The 18,764-nt window shown below is 71.7% G+C and carries 15 protein-coding genes and 1 pseudogene; 6 read left to right on the top strand and 10 right to left on the bottom strand.

The window, feature by feature from the left end:
• Nucleotides 1–214: 214 nt before the first annotated feature.
• The 3 genes from ABZV06_RS28940 to ABZV06_RS28930 form a co-directional block, all read right to left on the bottom strand.
• Entirely contained in the window at nt 215–1,183 is a 969-nt protein-coding gene (locus ABZV06_RS28940) for a LacI family DNA-binding transcriptional regulator (RefSeq protein ID WP_355625395.1), read from the bottom strand.
• Nucleotides 1,184–1,254: 71 nt separating this feature from the next.
• Complete coding sequence (locus ABZV06_RS28935; protein WP_355237390.1) at nt 1,255–2,634, bottom strand: FAD-dependent oxidoreductase; 1,380 nt, start codon at nt 2,632–2,634, stop codon at nt 1,255–1,257.
• 24 nt (nt 2,635–2,658) lie between these two features.
• Nucleotides 2,659–3,795, bottom strand: coding sequence for a glutamate--cysteine ligase (locus ABZV06_RS28930; RefSeq protein ID WP_355625378.1), 1,137 nt, complete (start codon nt 3,793–3,795; stop codon nt 2,659–2,661).
• Between the two features lie 185 nt (nt 3,796–3,980).
• Here ABZV06_RS28930 and ABZV06_RS28925 point away from each other — a divergent pair, with 185 nt between their 5' ends.
• Together ABZV06_RS28925 and ABZV06_RS28920 are read left to right on the top strand one after the other, a co-directional pair.
• Nucleotides 3,981–4,268 (top strand): DUF6412 domain-containing protein, encoded by a 288-nt coding sequence (locus ABZV06_RS28925; protein ID WP_355625393.1) that lies wholly within the window; start codon nt 3,981–3,983, stop codon nt 4,266–4,268.
• Between the two features lie 99 nt (nt 4,269–4,367).
• Complete coding sequence (locus ABZV06_RS28920; RefSeq protein WP_355625376.1) at nt 4,368–5,126, top strand: membrane protein insertase YidC; 759 nt, start codon at nt 4,368–4,370, stop codon at nt 5,124–5,126.
• A gap of 42 nt (nt 5,127–5,168) precedes the next feature.
• Here the strand turns inward: ABZV06_RS28920 and ABZV06_RS28915 are convergent, their stop codons facing one another.
• On the bottom strand, nt 5,169–5,840 hold the full coding sequence (locus tag ABZV06_RS28915) for a DedA family protein (protein ID WP_355625374.1): 672 nt from the start codon (nt 5,838–5,840) through the stop codon (nt 5,169–5,171).
• A 96-nt stretch (nt 5,841–5,936) separates the two neighbouring features.
• Entirely contained in the window at nt 5,937–6,551 is a 615-nt protein-coding gene (locus ABZV06_RS28910; protein WP_355237400.1) for a DUF1349 domain-containing protein, read from the bottom strand.
• 71 nt (nt 6,552–6,622) lie between these two features.
• Here ABZV06_RS28910 and ABZV06_RS28905 point away from each other — a divergent pair, with 71 nt between their 5' ends.
• Complete coding sequence (locus tag ABZV06_RS28905; RefSeq protein ID WP_355625373.1) at nt 6,623–8,275, top strand: alpha-amylase family protein; 1,653 nt, start codon at nt 6,623–6,625, stop codon at nt 8,273–8,275.
• A 55-nt stretch (nt 8,276–8,330) separates the two neighbouring features.
• Here the strand turns inward: ABZV06_RS28905 and ABZV06_RS28900 are convergent, their stop codons facing one another.
• On the bottom strand, nt 8,331–12,050 hold the full coding sequence (locus ABZV06_RS28900) for a S8 family serine peptidase (RefSeq protein WP_355625371.1): 3,720 nt from the start codon (nt 12,048–12,050) through the stop codon (nt 8,331–8,333).
• 174 nt (nt 12,051–12,224) lie between these two features.
• Here ABZV06_RS28900 and fabG point away from each other — a divergent pair, with 174 nt between their 5' ends.
• Nucleotides 12,225–12,983, top strand: a complete 759-nt coding sequence (fabG, locus tag ABZV06_RS28895; protein ID WP_355237409.1) for a 3-oxoacyl-ACP reductase FabG — start codon at nt 12,225–12,227, stop codon at nt 12,981–12,983.
• 61 nt (nt 12,984–13,044) lie between these two features.
• On the opposite strand, the gene ABZV06_RS28890 is transcribed toward fabG, so the two are convergent.
• Both ABZV06_RS28890 and ABZV06_RS28885 read right to left on the bottom strand, forming a co-directional pair.
• Nucleotides 13,045–13,461: a hypothetical protein gene (locus ABZV06_RS28890; protein WP_355237412.1), complete on the bottom strand. Its 417-nt coding sequence runs from the start codon at nt 13,459–13,461 to the stop codon at nt 13,045–13,047.
• Nucleotides 13,454–13,881, bottom strand: a pseudogene (locus tag ABZV06_RS28885) (hypothetical protein). Before ABZV06_RS28885 ends, ABZV06_RS28890 begins: the two are co-directional and overlap by 8 nt.
• 535 nt (nt 13,882–14,416) lie before the next feature.
• On the opposite strand from ABZV06_RS28885, the gene ABZV06_RS28880 reads away from it, so the two are divergent.
• Nucleotides 14,417–15,319 carry a Gfo/Idh/MocA family oxidoreductase gene (locus ABZV06_RS28880; RefSeq protein ID WP_355625369.1) on the top strand — a complete coding sequence of 301 codons (903 nt, stop codon included), beginning with the start codon at nt 14,417–14,419 and terminating at the stop codon, nt 15,317–15,319.
• 32 nt (nt 15,320–15,351) lie between these two features.
• Here ABZV06_RS28880 and ABZV06_RS28875 read toward each other — a convergent pair whose 3' ends face one another.
• Nucleotides 15,352–15,543, bottom strand: a complete 192-nt coding sequence (locus tag ABZV06_RS28875) for a DUF2795 domain-containing protein (protein ID WP_355237418.1) — start codon at nt 15,541–15,543, stop codon at nt 15,352–15,354.
• A 100-nt stretch (nt 15,544–15,643) separates the two neighbouring features.
• On the opposite strand from ABZV06_RS28875, the gene ABZV06_RS28870 reads away from it, so the two are divergent.
• Nucleotides 15,644–16,900, top strand: coding sequence for an erythromycin esterase family protein (locus ABZV06_RS28870; RefSeq protein WP_355237647.1), 1,257 nt, complete (start codon nt 15,644–15,646; stop codon nt 16,898–16,900).
• Nucleotides 16,901–16,960: 60 nt separating this feature from the next.
• Here the strand turns inward: ABZV06_RS28870 and ABZV06_RS28865 are convergent.
• A partial coding sequence (locus ABZV06_RS28865) for an MMPL family transporter (RefSeq protein WP_355625367.1) occupies nt 16,961–18,764 on the bottom strand: 1,804 nt, incomplete at its 5' end.

Genomic DNA, 18,764 nt, shown 5'->3' with positions numbered 1-18,764 from the left:
GCACGTCGCTCACTCCCGCGATCTTGCGTTTTCTGCTGCGACAAAAGGCGCATTTGCGCGCAGGTCAACGACAGAAAGTGCAAGATCAGCGGGCCGCGGGCCGCGGGCCGCGGGCAGCGGGGCCGCGGGCAGCGGGCAGCGGGCAGCGGGGCAGCGGGGCAGCGGGCTGCGGGGCGGGGCAGGGCGGGGCAGGGCGGGGCAGGGCGGGGCGGGGTTAGGGGAGGCCTCGGTGTAGGAGGCGGGTGGGTAGGACCGTTGTCGACGGGGGGGAGTCGTCGCCGGCGATGCGCTCGAAGAGGCGTTCGGTGGCTACCCGGGCCAGTTCGCGTGTGTCGTAGGCGACGACTCTCAACGGTCGGGGCATCAGGTGGGCCAGTTCGAAGTCGTCGAAGCCGACAAGCGCCGCGTCGCTGCCCCGGCGGTGCAGCTCCTGCAACGCGCCGACGGTGAGCCGGTTGTTGCCGCAGAAGAACGCGGTGGGTGGGTCCGGGAGGTCGAGCAGCGCGGCGACCGCCCGCCCGGCCTCCTCAGGGGCGATCAGGCGGTCGCACACCAGCGACTCGTCCGACTCGACTCCGGCGTCCGCCAGTGCCGCCCGCGCGCCGGCCAGCCGTTCCCGCATCGTGGGTACGCTGGGCGCGCCGAGCAGGAGACCGACCCTCCGGTGCCCCTCGTCGAGCAGCGCGTCGACGCCGGCCCGACCGCCACCGGAGTTGTCCAGCAGCACGGTGTCGGCGAGCAGCCCCTGCGGCGGCCGGTCCAGGAAGACCACCGGCATGCCCAGTTCGACCTCGCGGCGCAGGAACGAGTGGTCGGGGCCCGCCGGCACCACCAGCAGCCCGTCGACCCGGCGCTGCGTGAAGTCCTGGAGGACGGCGCGTTCCCGCTCTGGGTCCTCCTCCGAGGAGGCGGTGATCAACATGGTGCCGTGCGCGGCGGCGATCTCGGCGGCCACGCTCGCGATCGTGGCGTAGAACGGGTTGGCGATCTCCTCGATGAGCAACCCGACGGTCGCGTTGAGCTGGCGCGAGCGCAGGTTGCGCGCGATGTCGTTACGTCGGAAACCCAGCTCGGTGATGGCGGCCAGCACCCGGCCGAGCAGTTCCTGACCCACCGGCTCGTCGTTGACCACCCGGGAGACCGTCTTCAGGCTGACTCCGGCGTGTCGGGCGACATCGACCATGGTCGGACGTCGGCGCGCGGTGGGCCTGGTCGGGGTCTGGGTCACGGGGTGGACCTCCACGGCGGGCGCGGTCAGCGATCAAGGGCGGCGAGCGCATCGACCGCCTTCCGGGCGGCGATCAGCACCGGATCCCAGACCGGCGCGTACGGCGGAGCGTAGCCCAGGTCCAGTGCCGTCATGTCGTCCACGGTCATGCCGTTCCACAACGCGACGGCGAGAGTGTCGATGCGTTTGGCCGCCTCGGACCAGCCGACGATCTGCGCGCCGAGCAGACGGCCGCTGGGACGTTCGGCGATCAGCTTGACGGTCATCGCTCGGGCGCCGGGGTAGTAGCCGGCCCGGTTGGTCGACTCGGCGATCACCGAGATGAAGTCGAAGCCGGCCGCCGAGGCGTCCCGCTCCCGCAGACCCGTCCGACCGACCTCCAGCTCGCAGACCTTGGTCACGGCCGTGCCGATCACGCCGGTGAAGGTGGCGTACCCGCCGCCGATGTTGATGCCGGCCACCCGGCCCTGCTTGTTGGCGTGGGTGCCGAGTGGGATGTACACCGGCATTCCGCTGACCCGGTGCAGGGTCTCCACGCAGTCGCCGGCCGCCCAGACTCCAGGGAAGCCGGGAACCCGCATCCGCCGGTCCACCCGGATCGCGCCGGTCGGCCCGAGCGGCAGTCCGGCGGCCTCCGCGAGCCCGACATTGGGGCGTACGCCGAGACCCAGGACCACGACGTCGGTCGGAATCGGCCCCTCGGCGGTGACCACGGCGGACACCCGGCCGTCCCGCTGGTCGAGGCCGGTCACCGGCAGGCCGGCGCGGATGGTGACGCCGAGGCCACGCATGGCCTCGGCGACGAGTTCGGCCATGTCGGCGTCGACCGTCGACATGGGTTGCTCGGCCTGCTCGACGAGCGTCACCGACAGGCCGCGCTGGATCATCGCCTCGGCCATCTCGACGCCGATGTAGCCGCCGCCCACCACCACCGCCCGGCGCGGCTGCGGCTCGGCGTCCAGCCAGTCGCGCAGCGCCGCCCCGTCGTCGAGGGTCTGCACCCCGAACACGCCGGCGACGTCCGACTGCGCCCACGGGGGCTTGGTCGGTGTCGCGCCGGCGGCGTACATCAGCTCGTCGAAGCGTTCCCGGATCTCGCCGCCGTGCTCCAGGTCCCGGGCGACCACCTCGCGCCGTTCGAGGTCGATGGCGGTCACCTCGTGGCGCATCCGTACGTCGATGTCGAACTTGGTGCGGAACGTCTCCGGGTCGCGGGCGATCAGATGCTCCGGGCCGGGCACGAGCCCACTGATCCAGTAGGGGATGCCGCAGGCCGAGTAGGAGGTGAAGTGACCTCGCTCGAAGACCACGATCTCCAGGTCGTCGCGGTCGCGGCGGCGGCGTGCCTGGGACGCCGCCGACATGCCGGCGGCGTCCCCGCCGATGACGATCAATCGTTGCGCCACAGGATCATCCTGTCACGCGGGTGCTCAGCCGCGCGTCTGTCGCGCCACGTCGTGCACGACGTCGACGAGCCGTCCGGTACGGGCGTACACGGCGCGCTGTCGGGCCGCGCCGGTGCCGTGGCGGCGCAGCCCGCCCAGCAGGTCGGACACCTCGGCCCAGTCGCCGTGCCGCTCCAGTGCCGGCCGCAGTCGTTCGACGAACCCGTCCAACAGGTCCCAGGCGGGCTTCGGCTCGCCGGTGGTGACGTCGACGCCCTCGCCTTCCAGGCCGTCGTGGGCGGCCCGCCAGTGCGCGCCGACCAGCAGGTGGTGGTCGGTCCGCAGCGCGGGGCGGCCGGCCTCGACGTCCTCCATGGCGGTGGCCACGAGCGCGCGGACCAGCGCGGCGACCAGCACCGCGTCGTCCACGGTCGGGCAGACGTCGCCGATGCGCAGCTCCACGGTCGGGTACTTCGCCGACAGCCGGGCGTACCAGTAGAGCATGCCCTCGTCGAGCATCACCCCGCTGGCGATCAACTGACGGATCAGCCGCTGGTAGTGCTCGTGCGACTCCAACCAGGGCGTCGGCGCGACCGACGGCCAGCGCTCCCACTCGACCGAGCGCCAGCTCGCGTAGCCGGTGTCCTCGCCACCGGCGAACGGCGAGTTGGTGGTGATGGCGTGCAGCATCGGCAGCCACGGCCGGACGTGGTTGAGCACCTGCACGCCGGTCTCCGGATCGGGGACGCCCACGTGCACGTGCATGCCGTTGTTGCCGGGGCCGGGCACGAGCAGCCGGAATCGCTCGATCATCCGGTCGAAACGGGGCTTGTCCACGACCGGCGGCACCGGGCCGTCCACCGGGCCGGTGCCGATGGCCAGCAGCCGAACGCCAGCCCGCTCGGCCGCGTCGGCGAGCGCCTTGCGGAGTACGCCGAGGGAGTGCCGGATCGAGGACAGCTCGAGGCCGGGCGGCGAGCCGATCTCGATCTGGCTGGTCTGGAACTCGCGTTCCACCTGACCGCGCAGCTCCGCCGGGACCTGTTCGAGCACGAGGTCGACGGCGGGCACCGCGGCGCCGGTGTGTGGGTCGACGAGCAGGAACTCCTCCTCGACGCCAACGGTGAGCACATCGGTCCCCGCGGTCGTCCCGCCGGGTGCCTCCGCCACCTGCCCCGTCATCGCGCACCACCGTCCGTTTCTGCCGCTCGCGGTCTGTCCGCGCCGGTCGGACGCTTCGTTACCCACAGTGGTAACGCCCGGAAACGTGGTGACGGCACGCCGTCCCGCGTGTCGGGCTCCGACCGCCGCCTGTCGCCGATCCTGCCGGGGGACGTGACACCGGGTCCTATGCTGAGCGCGTGCCGATGCTGCTGGGATACCTCTGGGCGGCGTGGATGTCCGCGTCCGCCCAGCTCGGCATGCTCGCGGACCGCCCGGCCGACCTGCTGGCGGGGGCCGCGCTGACCGCCCTGGTCCTCATCGCCGCACTGCTCGCCGCGCACACGCTCGGCCTGGCCCGAGCACCGGGTGTCGCGCGACGCTGGGCGGGGCTGCGCGCTCGGGCCTGGTCTCGGCGCACACCCCGCCAGATCGATCCGGATGCTGCCGGACGACCCCGCCCCCGCGCACCCGGACGCCCCCTCGCCGCGTAGCGACACGTCGCCGCGCGGCCGATCCCACAGTCATCGGTCCTTCCTGCCGGCGGCCACCGCCGGGGGAGGACCCACCGGAATCGGACCGAGGGGTTTCCCATGCTCGCCTTCGCACCACTGCGCGACGTCGTCGGCGCCGCCGGCACCGCGTTGTCCTGGCTCACCGATCTGCTCGAACCGCTGGCCGACGGCACGGCGACAGTCGCCGCCATCGTGCTGCTCACCATCGCCGTCCGGCTGTTGATCGCACCGCTGACCGTCGCGCAGGTCCGCGGGGAGCGACGCCGTGCGGCGCTCGCCCCGCAGGTGCGCGAGCTCCAGCAGAGGTACGCCGACGACTCGGCGACACTCCAGCGCGAGGTGTTCGCGCTGTACCGCTCGGCCGGCGCGAACCCGGTGGCCGGCTGCCTGCCCCTGCTGATCCAGGCACCGTTCCTGCTGGTCCTGTACCGCCTGTTCGCCACCGACGAGGGCGGTACGGGACTGCTCGACGAACGGCTGGTCGGCGTACCCCTGGGTCATCACCTCGGCGACGGCCTGGCCGGCGCGGCCGGGCCGCTCTTCGCCGGGCTGCTGGCGCTGCTGCTGGTGCTGGCCTGGTGGTCGTCGCGGCGCGCACGGCGCGCGTCGGCGGCGGTCGGCACGGTGGCCGGTACGCCCGTCGAGGGACCGGGCGCGGCCACGCTCGGTCGGTTGCTGCCCCTGCTGCCGTTCACGACCGTGCTGGTGGCGCTGGTGCTGCCGCTCGCCGCGGTGATCTACCTGGTGACGACGACAGCCTGGTCGGCGCTGGAGCAGGCGGTGCTACGCCGTCCGCAGGCCACACCGGCACCCGCCGCAGGGCATCCCCTGGCCTGACCGTCGACGGCGTCCCGCCAGGGGCGTCGGCGACGACGCGGATCAGCGACCGGCGGTCACCGACCGCCGGTCGTCGCGTTGCCGACGGCGGCGGATCTTGCGGGCCACCCAGGCGACCACCATGACGACGAAGACCGCTCCGATGGCGTAGTTGAACCAGTCGCTGTACCGCTCGACGTTCTGCCACCGGCTGCCCAGCGCGTAACCGGAGCCGACGATCAGGGCATTCCACACCCCGCTGCCGATCGTCGTGAGCAGGACGAACTCGCCCAGCGGCATCCGGTTGGCCCCGGCCGGGACGGAGACCAGGCTGCGGACCACCGGCACCACCCGGCCGATCAGCACCGCCCAACGGCCGTGTCGCTCGAACCAGCGGTCGGCCTTCTCCAGGTCGTCGCCGTCCACCAGCGGAATACGGTCCAGCCAGCGCTTCAACCGCTCCTCACCGACCGCCGCGCCGGCCCAGTAGAGCACCAGCGCGCCGACCAGCGAGCCGACCGTCGCGGCCACCACCACGAGGACGACGTTGAACTGACCCTCGTGGGCCAGGAAACCCGCCATCGCCAGCACGATCTCGCTGGGGATGGGCGGGACGATGCTCTCCAGCGCGACCAGCAGGGCCACGCCAACCGGACCCATCGCCTCGATCACCGAGGCCACCCATCCGGTCAGGCCGGTGAACTCGGACGGGTCACCAGTCTGGGCGTACGCCATTGGTCATCCTTCCGTACGGCCGAGGAGGGGATCGGACTGTCATACCCAGTGGCCGGCACGGCACACCTACCGGTGAGCCGTGCCACCCCTCGATCGTCAGGCCTCCGGGTGCAGCGCCGTGTCCGCCGGGCCCTGCCGCCAACCGGTGAACACCACGGTGAGGCCGCCGCGCGTCGGGGCGCAGCAGAACGGGCCGGCCATCGCCTCGACGGTCGGGTCCAGCGGCGCGAGACGGACCAGTCGCCACGGCCCGTCGGCAACCCGGGCACGTACGGTCAGCGCGTCACCGGCCCGACTGACCCGTACGGTCACCTCCTGACCCGCCCAGCCCGGTACCGGGGAGACCGACCAGTCGGAGAACTCCCGGGTCACCACCGCGCCGAGCTGCGACTCGCCGTCGCTCACCTCGACACCCGCCTTGACCCACGTCCGCTCGTCCACCCGCACCAGCACGCCGGCCTGGTCGAACTGCGCCGAGAAGTCGAGCGCGAAGCTCACCTCCATGGCCGCGCCGACGGGCAACGGCGCCAGCAGCGCCGGGCCGTTGTCGTGGACGAAGCCGTAGCTGGTCCGACGCCAGAAGTCGGTCTCCGCTCCGGCCTCGACGACCAGCTCACCGGCCGGGCCGTGCTCGGTGCGCACCGGCGGGTGCAACCACTCGCCCCGGGACCAGTCCAACTCATCGCTCGGCGGTACGAGGTCGCTCTCCATGCCGGGCAGGGTACCGACCGGGCGGGTCCATCGGGTTTGCCGTGGTGATCAACGGGAGAAGTTCCTCCCGCATGGGTGACCGTTGGTATTCCGAAGCCGTCGTCTACTGCCTCGACATCGACACGTACGCCGACTCCGACGGCGACGGGGTCGGCGACATCCGTGGGCTGATCGGCCGGCTGGACTACCTCGCCCGGCTGGGCGTGACCTGCCTGTGGCTGCACCCGATCCACCCGTCACCCAACCGCGACGACGGGTACGACGTCACCGACTTCTACAACGTGGACCCCCGCTTCGGCACCCTCGGCGACTTCGCCGAGCTGCTGCACCAGGCACAGAACCGGGGCATCCGCGTGATCATCGACCTGGTGGTCAACCACACCTCCGACGAGCACCCCTGGTTCCAGTCGGCCCGATCCTCGCCCGACTCGCCGTACCGGGACTGGTTCGTCTGGTCCGACACCGAGCCGGCCGACCGCCACCAGGGCATGGTCTTCCCCGGCGAGCAGAAGGAGACGTGGAGCTACGACCGGACCGCCAAGGCGTGGTTCTACCACCGGTTCTACAAGTTCCAGCCGGACCTCAACTTCGCCAACCCCGAGGTCCGGGCCGAGGTCAAGAAGATCATGTCGTTCTGGCTCCAGCTCGGGGTCGCCGGCTTCCGGATGGACGCGGTGCCGTTCATCATCGAGCTGACCGAGCCGGGCAACCCGGACTCCCCGAAGGACTTCGAGTTCCTCACCGAGATGCGCCAGCACGTGCAGTGGCGGCGCGGCGACGCCGTCCTGCTCGCCGAGGCGAACGTCGAACCGGACCAGCTCCCGACGTTCTTCGGCGACACCAGTGGCTCCGGCAACCGCATCCACATGCTGTTCGACTTCATGCTCAACGGCCGGCTCGTGCTCGCTCTCGCCCGGCAGGACCCGGAGTCGCTGATCGAGGCGCTGCGCGACACCCCGAAGCTCCCGGTCGGCGGGCAGTGGGCCACCTTCCTGCGCAACCACGACGAGATCGACCTGTCCCGGTTGACGACCGAACAGCGCAACCAGGTGTACGCGGAGTTCGGCCCGGACGAGAACATGCGCATCTACGACCGGGGAATCCGCCGCCGGCTCGCCCCGATGCTCGGCAACGACCGGCGGCGCATCGAGCTGGCGTACGCGTTGCAGTTCTCCCTGCGCGGCACTCCGGTGCTGCGCTACGGCGAGGAGATCGGGATGGGCGAGGACCTGTCGCTGCCCGGTCGGGAGGCGATCCGTACGCCGATGCAGTGGTCGTACAAGCCGAATGCCGGCTTCTCCACGGCAGACCCGGAGAAGTTGGTCCGCCCGGTGATCGACAAGGGTGACTTCGGCTACCAGAACGTCAACGTCACCGCCCAGCGTGGCGACCCGAAGTCACTGCTCGCCTGGTTCGAGCGCATGATCCGTACGCTGCGGGAGGCCCCGGAGATCGGCTCCGGCTCGACCACCCACATCGACGTGGCGATGCCGCCGGGGGTTCTGGCGCACCGGGCGGACGGGCCGACCGGCACGATGGTCTTCCTGCACAACCTGGGCACCGACGACGTCGAGGTCGACCTGAGCAGCCTCGAACCGGAGGCCGACCTGCCGATCGACGTGCTCACCGACCGTGGCTACGGCGACCTGGGCAAGCTCGGCGCGGTGAAGGTCTCCGGGCACGGGTACCGGTGGATCCGCCTCTGCCGGGGTCCGGGGTACTGACGACGAGGGGGACCGCGCCGACCGGCGCGGTCCCCCCGACTGACGCGGTGGCCCGTCAGCGCACCCCGAAGGCCCGCAGGACGGTCTGCCGGACCGAGTTGCCCGCGCCGTCGGCGGCGTCGGCCCGCAGCGACACGTACCGCGCATCCTTGGGCGCCCGCAGCGTCGTCGTCCAGGAACCGTCCTTCGCGCGGTCCAGCGGCTGCCGCTGCCAGTGCGCCCCGTCGTCGTACGAGATCTCCAGGTGCACCGGCCGGATGCTGCCGCAGCCGGTGACGCCGGGCAGGTGCGCGGCGGAGACGGTAAGCGCGGTCCGGTCCTTCGCGGTACCGGCGGCGTCGGTGTCGACGGCGTAGTCGAGCTGGAGCAGCGGCAGCACGCTCGACTCCACCCCGGCGGCCGGCGCCTTCGACCGGAACGTCCACTCGGTGGTGGTGCTGGTCGAGTACCGGCCGACGGTCGGGTCCTGGGTGGTACCCACCACCAGCCGGTACGGCAGGTCGCCCGCGCTCGGCGCGGTGCCGCTGACCCACGTGCTGGTGCTCTCGCCCAGCAGCGTCCCGCCCTGGTAGAGCTTGTTGGTCTGCCCTGCGGCGCTCATCGCCATGCCGACGTGGTCGTCGCCACCCCAACCGGGCACGTCCAGGTTGAGGGTGTCCCCGGAGCGGGTCGGCAGCTTGAAGTTGTTGTTCAGGTGCGGCCGCTCGATCGGCGTGAAGAACTGCTCCCGACTCCTGCTGCCGGCACGGAAGCTGGTCCGGGGGTCGATCTGGTACGTGGCGGCGTCGAGGTACGCCTCCTGACCCCAGGTGTAGAGGTCACCGGTGGACACCCAGTCGGTCCGGACCGTGGCGAGCGGCCGGTTGCTGCTCTGGCCGATGCCCCAGTTGTTGTACGACGGCCAGTCGTAGCGGAACTCGCCACCCCGCGTCTCCGGGGTCGGTACGCGGAAGCCGACATCCACCCGGGCCAGCGTCTTCGGGGTCTCGGTCCGGCTCAGGTCACCCGGAATCCGGTTGTGGTACGCCTGCACCAGGTCGTACACGTAGTCGGCGACCGGCTGCGAGACGACCTCGACCTTCGTGGAACCGTGCTCGATCTGCCGGATCAACGCCTCGCCCTCGTCGGTGCTGAGCATCGCCACCTCGATGGGGGTGGGTGTGAAGAAGTCGATCGAGTAGTCGCGCACCTCGCGCCACGGGAAGTCGTTGACCACCAGCATCATCGTCGCCCCGGCGGCGGTCGCCGCGGCGGCCTGCTCGGCGTCGGTGACGTCCCAGTTGCGCCGGACCACGGCCACCGCGCCCCGGGCGTTCAGCCCGGCGTAGTCGCTGGCCGCACCGTTGCCGGCGAACACCGCCGGCATCGTCCGCCTGCCCTTGGGCAACTGGGTGGTGCCCTGCTGACGTACCACGTCGTCGAAGTTGACTTTTGTCGTGCCGACGGCCAGCACCGGCTGCTCCTTGCGCCACCGGGCACCGACGTAGAAGTCGCCGTGCCGGACGTCCCGGGTGGTGGGCTGCGCCCAGAAGCTGTCGTAGAACACCCCGCCGGCGATGAACGAGCGCCAGCGGCCCTCGCCCTGGGACCGGTAGTAGTCCAGCCGGGTGAACGTGTCGGCGGTGCGCTGCGGCACCGACGACTGGACCTGGCGGGCCGCCTTTCCGTCCAGTCGGACCGTGGTGTCCGCACGCAGGTCGATGTCGGGGTTGCCGAGCAGGGCCACGCCGAGGGAGTTCGGCCCGTGGCTGCCCGTGACGTTCAGGAAGCTCATCGCCGACCAGACACCCTCGGGCAGGTAGAGCTGGGCGACTCCGTCCGCGTCGGTGTTGATGAAGCTGATGTCGTAGCTACCCGGCTGGCCCAGCTCGATGGTGCCACTGGCCGGCTTGCCGAACCGGTCGGTGATCTCCAACCGGAGATGGTGGTACGGGTGGTACGTGCCGAGCGCGACGGCGGTGCGGGTCAGCACCGCCCGGTCCGGCCCGGTGGCGACGATCTGGCCGGTGTACCGGCTGCCGGTGGCTGCCCGGGAGGTGTCGGTGGTCAGCGTGACGCTGGCGGTGCCGTTCGCGGGCACGGTCAGCTGCGCCGCCGACAGGCTGAACAGCCCGGCCGGAGCGTTCGGCGCGTCCACCGCCAGGGCCAGCGCGATGGGTTGACCGGTGGTGTTGGTGTACGTCACCGGGTGCGTGGCCCTCGTGGTGCCCTGCCGCACGCTGGTGGAGACGGCGCCGGTGGCGACGATCGGGGCCCGCACGGCGGCGGCGACGTCGACCCGGCCGGTGCCGGCCTGGTACGCGTCGTACTGGGTGGTGGCTTTGGTCGTGCTGACCAGGGCGTCCTTGAGTTGCTGTCCCGTCCAGCCCGGGTGCCGGGCGGCGAGCAGGGCAGCGGCCCCGGCGACGTGCGGCGTGGCCATCGAGGTGCCGTCCAGGCTCTGGTACGCGCCCTCACCGGGCGCGTACTGCGAGCGGGCCGCGAGCACCCCGACGCCGGGCGCGGTCAACTCGGGCTTGATTGCCTCGTCGCTGATCCGGGGACCCCGGCTGGAGAAGGAGGCGAGCTGGTCGTCGCCGTCGACGGCACCGACGGTCAACGCCGCGTCCGCAGCGCCCGGTGCGCTCACGCTGCCGGGCAGGCCGGCGTTTCCGGCGGCGATGACGAACAGCGCGCCGGTCTCGGCGCTGAGCGTGTTGACCGCCTGGCTCAAGGGGTCGGCGCCGTCGCTGGGCTCACTCGAGCCCAGGCTCATGTTGATGATGCTGGCGTCGGCCTCCCGGGCCGCCCACTCCATGCCGGCGAGGATCCACGAGTCCTGGCCGTGGCCGTCATCGCTGAGCACCTTGCCGATGGCGAGCCGGGCGTCGGGCGCGACACCCTTCTCCCGGCCACCGGAGGCGGCGCCGGTGCCGGCGATGGTGGAGGCGACGTGGGTGCCGTGCCCGACCCGGTCGGTGATCTCCTCGCCCGGCACGAACACGGCGGACGTGCTGATCCGGTCGGTCAGATCCGGGTGTGCCGCGTCGATGCCGGTGTCCAGGACGGCGACCCGTACGCCGGTGCCGGTGTCGCCGCCCGCCCAGACGGTGGGAGCGCCGATCTGCGCGGTGGTGTCGGCGAGGTCGGCGCGTACGCGTCCGTCGAGCCAGATCTTGGCGATCCCACCGGCGAAGCGTCCCTTGTCGCCGGTCGGGGTGACCGCTTTCGCGCCGGGTGTGGCCGTGATCGCGGTCCAGAACTCGTCGGCCCGGTCGCGGTCCTCGCTCAGCGCGGCACCCGAGATGCTGCTCAGGGTGCGGGTGCGGGTCGCACCGACCGGCGCGCTGCTGGTGCGCAGGCCCGCTGCCCCGGCGTTGTACGACACGATCAGTGGCAGGTGGTCGGTCCCCTTGTCGTCGTACCCGTCGGCGATCAGACGGGTGACGTTGAACAGCCGCTTGTCCAGGGTGTTCGCGGCCACGTAGGGCAGTACCGACTGCGGGTAGACGTACAGGTCGTCCCCGGCCTCGACCACCCGCACCGGCGTCGGTGCGCCACCGGGACGTCGTACGTCGAGGGTGCCGCCGTCGGCGCCCTGCCGGGTGGTGACCGTGTCACCGGTGATCAGGGTGACCGAGTGGGCGCCGGGAGGGGTGGGCAGATCTGTCGCGGAGGGCGGGCCGGGATTTGCCGGTGCCCCGGGAGCGGCCAGGGCGGGTGAGCCACCGGTCGCCACGAGGGCCGTGGAGACCACGGCGGCGAGCCAGGCTCCACGGGTACGCGAGAGCTTCAACTGATGTCGTTCCTTGCCTCGTCGTCTGTTCGCTGGCGGGGTGACAGCGAACGGGACGCTACGCGCGGAAGATCATCTGGTACAGATCGCTTGTGTAAAGCGATGGTCATCAGTGGTAACCGTCGGTCAGGAGTTAGGCTCCTCCGATCGATCCCAAGTTACCCGGAGGTAATCATGTCGGACGAGTCCCGCGTCGCCATCGTCACCGGAGCCGCACGCGGCATCGGCGCGGCCACCGCCCGGCGGCTGGCCGCCGACGGGATGGCCGTGGCCGTGGTCGACATCGACGAGGCCGCCACCAAGGAGACGGTGGACGCCATCTCCGGCGCGGGCGGCCGTGCGCTCGGCGTCGGCGCCGACGTGTCCGACCGTGACCAGGTCGAGGCCGCCGTCGAGCGGGTCGCCGCCGAACTGGGCGCGCCCACCGTGCTGGTCAACAACGCCGGGGTGCTCCGCGACAACCTGCTGTTCAAGATGACCAACGCCGACTGGGACACGGTCATGGGCGTGCACCTGCGCGGGGCGTTCCTGTTCAGCCAGGCTGCCCAGAAGCACATGGTGGACCGCAAGTGGGGGCGGATCGTGAACCTGTCCAGCACCTCCGCGTTGGGCAACCGGGGTCAGGCCAACTACGCCGCCGCCAAGGCGGGTCTGCAGGGCTTCACCAAGACGCTCGCCATCGAGCTGGGGCCGTTCGGGGTGACCGTCAACGCGGTCGCGCCGGGCTTCATCGTCACCGACATGACCGCGGCCACCGCCGCCCGCATGAAGGTCGACTTCGAGGACTTCCAGAAGCACGCGGCCGCTGAGATCCCGGTACGGCGTCCGGGACGCCCGGAGGACGTCGCACACACCATCTCGTTCCTGACGAGTGAGGGGGCGGGCTTCGTCTCCGGACAGGTCATCTACGTCGCCGGCGGCCCACGGGCCTGAGTCGCGCGCCCTCGTCAGGTGGCCCGCGGCCCGGTCGGTCAGGCCGGGTCGCGGCTGTCGGTCAGGCCGCGTCGCGGCGGGTGCGCCAGAGCCAGAACAGGCCCAACACCGGCAGCACCAGCGGGATGTAGCCGTATCCGCTGCCGAACTGCGACCACACCGTCTCGTCGGGGAAGAGGTCCTTGTCGACAACGCTGAGGATGCCGACGGCGACGACCCCGACCAACTCCACCGAGCAGCACGCCAGGGCCACCCGCCGGCCGGTGTGCCCGGCACGGGCCAGACCCACCGCGGCCACGATGTAGATGAGGGCGGCCAGGGCGGAGAGCAGGTACGCCACCGGCGCCTCGTCGAACTTGGTGGCGATCTGCAGGCCGGCCCGGCTGGTCGCCGCGATGGCGAAGAGCAGGTAGACCGCGATCAGCAGTCGGCCCGGACCGGCATTGGTGGCGCGTCGTGCCGGCTGTGTCTCAACCACCGAGGACCTCCCAGGTCTGCTGCAACCGGACCACCACGACCGGTGCGACCAGGCAGACCGCGCAGATGATCGCCGAACCCCAGCGGGTCGGTTCCATCCGGGCCAGCACCCAGGCCAGCGGCGGCAGGCAGACCAGCGTGACCAGGTAGCCGTAGAACGCGCCGGGCTCGCCCGGCCGGTCCCCGCCACCGACCGCCACGAGGGCCGACACCCCCAACGCGAGCAGCGCCAATTCCAGTACGGCCAGACCGGCGAACTGCACCCGGTCCGGAGGTCGGTGGCGTACCGCCGCGATCAGCGCCCACACGGCGACGAGCAGCGACAGCACGATCGACGCCGTCGCGAGGAGCCCGTCCACCGGCGAGTCGGCCGCCGCGCTGGTCATCGGCCCCACCCGGTCGTCGCCTCGGTCACCGGCACAGCCTACTAACCGTCGTAGTAAGCAGCTCACGCTCCCCGCCCGGCGCGCCCCGGGGTGCCGCTGGAGTGCGACCGGAGTGCGACCGGAGTGCGACCGGAGTGCGACCGGAGTCCGACCGGAGTCCGACCGGGGTGTCGCCGTGAGGGCAGGTGCACCCCCACCTCACGTCCTTTGCTCTGCTTCAGCGAGGGAAACACCTGCTGTCCGATTATCGGACGTCGTCTGTTGCCTGGGCTGAAGCAGAGCAAAGGACGACCGCTCCTACCCTCTACCCCCTACCCCCTGCCCCCTACCCACCGCGAGGAGATCGGCCGCACCGGCGGCCCTCGCCACCCGTCTCACAGCAGTCGCGGGGACACACCGAACACCACCGAACACCATCCGACACGGCGGGGCAGCACGAGCAGGCCGGGCGTCGGCTGGCGAGCACCAGACGCTTCGGTTGGCGACCCGCCACCGGTGTGGCCAGTGGGGCGACTAGCGTGGATCAGGTCCGTGGCGTTGCCACGGCGCGGCGAAACAGCGGAGGTACACGTGCTGCGGTTCGGCTTGTTCGGCACCGGTCACTGGGCGATCGAGACGCACGGGAAGGCGCTGCACGCACACCCGGACGCGGAACTGGTCGGGGTGTGGGGGCGTAACCCGGAGCGGGCCTCCGCGCTGGCCGAGCGGTACGGGGTGCCCGCATACGCCGACGTCGACGCCCTCATCGAGCAGTGCGAGGCGATCGCCGTCGCGTTGCCGCCGGACGTCCAGGCCGACATCGCGGTCCGCGCCGCCAACGCCGGCCGGCACCTGCTGCTGGACAAGCCGATGGCGCTCACCGTGGACGACGCCGACCGGGTCGTCGCTGCCGCCGAGGCGTCCGGAGTCGCCTCCGTGGTGTTCTTCACGCAGCGGTTCCAGCCGAACGTCACCGCGTTCCTCGCCGCGACCGCCGCGGCCGGTGGCTGGCAGCACGGCCGCACCACGGCGTTCGCGTCGATCTTCCAGGATGGCAGCCCGTACGGCGGCTCCCTGTGGCGTCGCGAGCACGGTGCGCTCTGGGACATCGCCCCGCACGCACTCTCGATCCTCCTGCCGGTGCTGGGCCGGGTGACCCAGGTGACGGCGGTGGACGGCCCGAGCGGGATGGTGCACCTGCTGCTCACCCACGAGGGCGGTGCGACCAGCAGCGCCTCGCTCTCCCTCGACGCCCCGACCGAGGCGATGGCCCGGGAGTTCGTGTTCTACGGCGAGAACGGTGTCGAGACCGTGCCGCACGGCGAGTACGACGCTGCCACGGCGTTCGGGGTGGCGATCGACCAGCTCGTCGAGCAGGTCCAGGCCGGCACCCGCGACCACCGCTGCGACGTCCGCTTCGGCCGTGAGGTGGTCACGATCCTGGCCGCCGCCGAAACCGCCCGCCAGGAGTCCCGCACGATCCCCCTCCAGTAATCACGTCTGCGCACGGCCGGGTGTGCGGCCGGTCAGGCGAGGGTGGTCAGTGCCTCGCTCAACTCGGCCGGCGACTCGAACTGCTCGGCCGGCAACGCCTGCAACATCTGCAACATCGCCGTGCTGGCGCCGTTCTCCTGCCCCCAGCGGATGAGGTCCTCGCGGGAGACCGGGTAGTCGAGCCCGGCCAGGTACTCCTGCAACTGCACGCCGGTGACGGTCATGCCGGTCGGCTACCCGATCGTCGTACCCGTACACGCGCACGGCGTGTCGATGGCCGACGCGCCGACGGTTTGTCGGCGCGGCCGCCGGGTAGCCGCTGCCATGCTGGTTCAGCGGCTCGGCGCGCCGAGCGACTTCGACCCGTTGCTGGAGCGCGTTCGGGACGCCCGGGTGGTGATGATCGGTGAGTCCACGCACGGCAGTTACGACTACTACCGCCTGCGTGAGCAGCTGACCCGTCGGCTGATCGCGGAGTGCGGCTTCTCGTTCGTGGCCGTGGAGGGCGACTGGCCGGACTGCGACCGCGTGCACCGTTCGGTCACCGACGCGCCGGGTGGGGCTGCCGATCCCCAGACGGCGCTGGAACGCTTCGAGCGGTGGCCCACCTGGATGTGGGCCAACGCGGAGGTGGCGCGCTTCTGCCGCTGGCTGCGGGCGTGGAACCTGGAACGACCGGGAAGTGAGCGGGCCGGCTTCCACGGGCTCGACGTCTACAGCCTCTGGGAGTCGATGCAGGCGATCTTCGACTACCTGGGGGAGGAGGACCCCACCTCGCTGGAGGCGGCGCAGGACGCGTACCGGTGCTTCGAACCGTACGGCAAGCGGGTCGAGGAGTACGGCGCGGCCAGCCGGTTCGTCTCCGCCCGGTGCGAGGAGGAGGTGGTCCGGCTGTTGGCGCGTACCCGGGAACAGGCCATGTCGGACGGCCCGGACCGCTTCTCGGCCTGGCAGAACGCGGAGGTGGTGGCCGGCGCGGAGCGCTACTACCGGGCGATGGTGGCCGGCGGCCCGGACTCGTGGAACATCCGTGACACCCACATGCAGGACACCCTCGACCGGCTGCTGCACCGCTACGGCCCGGACGCCCGAGGGATCGTCTGGGCGCACAACACGCACGTGGGGGACGCGCGGGCCACCGACATGGCAGCGGACGGGATGGTCAACATTGGTCAGTTGGCCCGCGAGCGGTACGGCGACGACGCGGTGGCGTTGGTCGGTTTCGGCACCTACCGGGGAACGGTGATCGCCGCCCCCCGCTGGGGTTCGCCGTCCGAGGCGATGGTGGTGCCGCCGGCGCGGGAGGGCTCGGTGGAACGGCGGTTGCACGAGCTGATGCCCGAGCGGGCGGTGCTCGTCTTCGGCGGCGACGACCAGCCGGGCTGGGTCACCGAGCCGGCGGACCACCGGGCGATCGGGGTCGTGTACGACCCGTCGTTCGAGTCCTGGGGCAACTACGTGCCGACCCGGCTGGGCGCGCGTTACGACGCGCTCATCTGGTGCGACGAGACGACAGCCCTGCACCCGCTGGCCGTTCCGGCCGTCCCCGGTGAAATGGAGACGTACCCGGCCGGCGTGTGACCGGTACGACGAAGGTGCGGTGCCCGCAACGGGCACCGCACCTTCAGGTGGTCGGGACGGTCAGACCCGGGTGGGGGTCTGGGCCGTCAGGTGGTCGCGCAGGCCCTCGCCCTCGATGTCGACGTTCGGCAGGGCGCGGGAGAGCCAGCGGGGCAGCCACCAGGCGCGGTCGCCGAGCAGGGACATCACGGCCGGGACGATGGTCATGCGGACCACGAAGGCGTCGATGGCCACGCCGATGGCGAGCGCGAAGCCCATCGACTTGATCACCGGGTCGTCGAGGAAGACGAAGCCCCCGAACACCGACATCATGATCAGCGCGGCGGCGGTGACCACCCGGGCCCCGTGTCCCATGCCGCTGATCGTCGCCTCCCGGGCGGTCTCGCCGTGCACGAAGTCCTCCCGCATGCGGGACACCAGGAACACCTCGTAGTCCATGGCGAGCCCGAACAGGATGCCGATGAGCAGAATCGGCAGGAAGCTGATCAGCGGACCGGGAGTGTCCAGGCCGAGCAGGTTGGCGAGGTGCCCCTGCTGGAAGACCGCCACCGTGATGCCGAACGTGGCGGCGACGGTGAGCAGGAAGCCCAGCGCGGCCTTGACGGGCACCAGCAACGAGCGGAACACGAGCATCAGCAGCAGGACCGACAGCCCGACCACCAGCAGCAGGTAGACCGGCAGCGCGTCGGAGAGCTTCTCGGAGACGTCGATGCCGATCGCGGTGACACCGGTGAGCAGCACGTCCGCGTCGCGGATACCGCTCACCGAGCCGCGGATGTCGTGCACCAGCGTCTCGGTGGCCTTGTCGGTCGGGCCGGTCTTCGGCACCACCCCGAGCAGCGCCGTCCGGCCGTCCGGGCTGAGCTGGGGTGGGGCCACCGCGAGGACGTTCTCGGTGCGTTGCAGCAGTGCGGTGACCTGCGGTACGGCGGCCGAGGTGGCCTGCGGCGAGTCGCCGGCGACCACCACCGCGAGGCGACCGGTGAAGCCCGGGCCGAAGCCCTCGACGGTCAGGTCGTTGGCGACCCGGGCGGGGGAGCCGACGGCGGCCGTCGCCGCGCCCGGCAGGGCCAGCCGCATGTCCGGCGTGGGCAGCGCGAGCAGTCCCAGGCCGAGCAGCCCGACCAGGATCACCGGTACGCGGAACCGGGTGACGAAACGCGCCCAGCGGAAGCCGAACCGGGTGCGGTCCTCGGCCGTGACCGTGTGGACGTCCGGGGTCGACGCGGGGGTGTCGGTGGCCGGCGTGGTGTCGGCGGAGACGCCCCGCAGCCGGCGGGGGAGCACCCGTCGGCCGGCGAAGCCGAGCAGTGCCGGCTGGAGGGTGATGGCCACGAGGACGGCCACGGTGACCGTGCCGGCGGCGGCGAGACCCATCACGGTGAGGAACGGAATGTCCACCACGGCCAGCCCGGCCAGCGCGATGACGACTGTCGCGCCCGCGAAGACGACGGCGGAGCCTGCGGTGCCCACGGCCCGGCCGACCGCCTCGTCCGGCGGCAGGCCGTCGAGCAGGTTCTGCCGGTGCCGGGAGGTGATGAACAGCGAGTAGTCGATGCCCACGGCGAGGCCGAGCATCAGCGCGAGGATGGGTGCCGTGCTGGTCAGCTCGATGACGCCACTCAACGCGAAGAGGCCGGCCATGCCGACGCCCACGCCGATCAGCGCGTTGAGCATGGTCATCCCGGCTGCCACGAGCGAGCCGAAGGTGATGATCAGGACGATCGCGGCGACCAGGACACCGAGCGCCTCGGTCGAGCCGATCTCCGGTTCCCCGCCCAGCACCTCACCGCCCGGGGCGACCTGCCAGCCCTGCGCCTTGGCCGCCGCGCCGACCTCCTCGTACGCGGTCTTCTTGTGGTCG

Source organism: Micromonospora sp. NPDC005172 (genome assembly GCF_040608555.1).
Classification (GTDB): domain Bacteria; phylum Actinomycetota; class Actinomycetes; order Mycobacteriales; family Micromonosporaceae; genus Micromonospora.
Note: the sequence above shows the minus strand (reverse complement) of the source record. Positions and strands in the feature narration are given on the sequence as shown.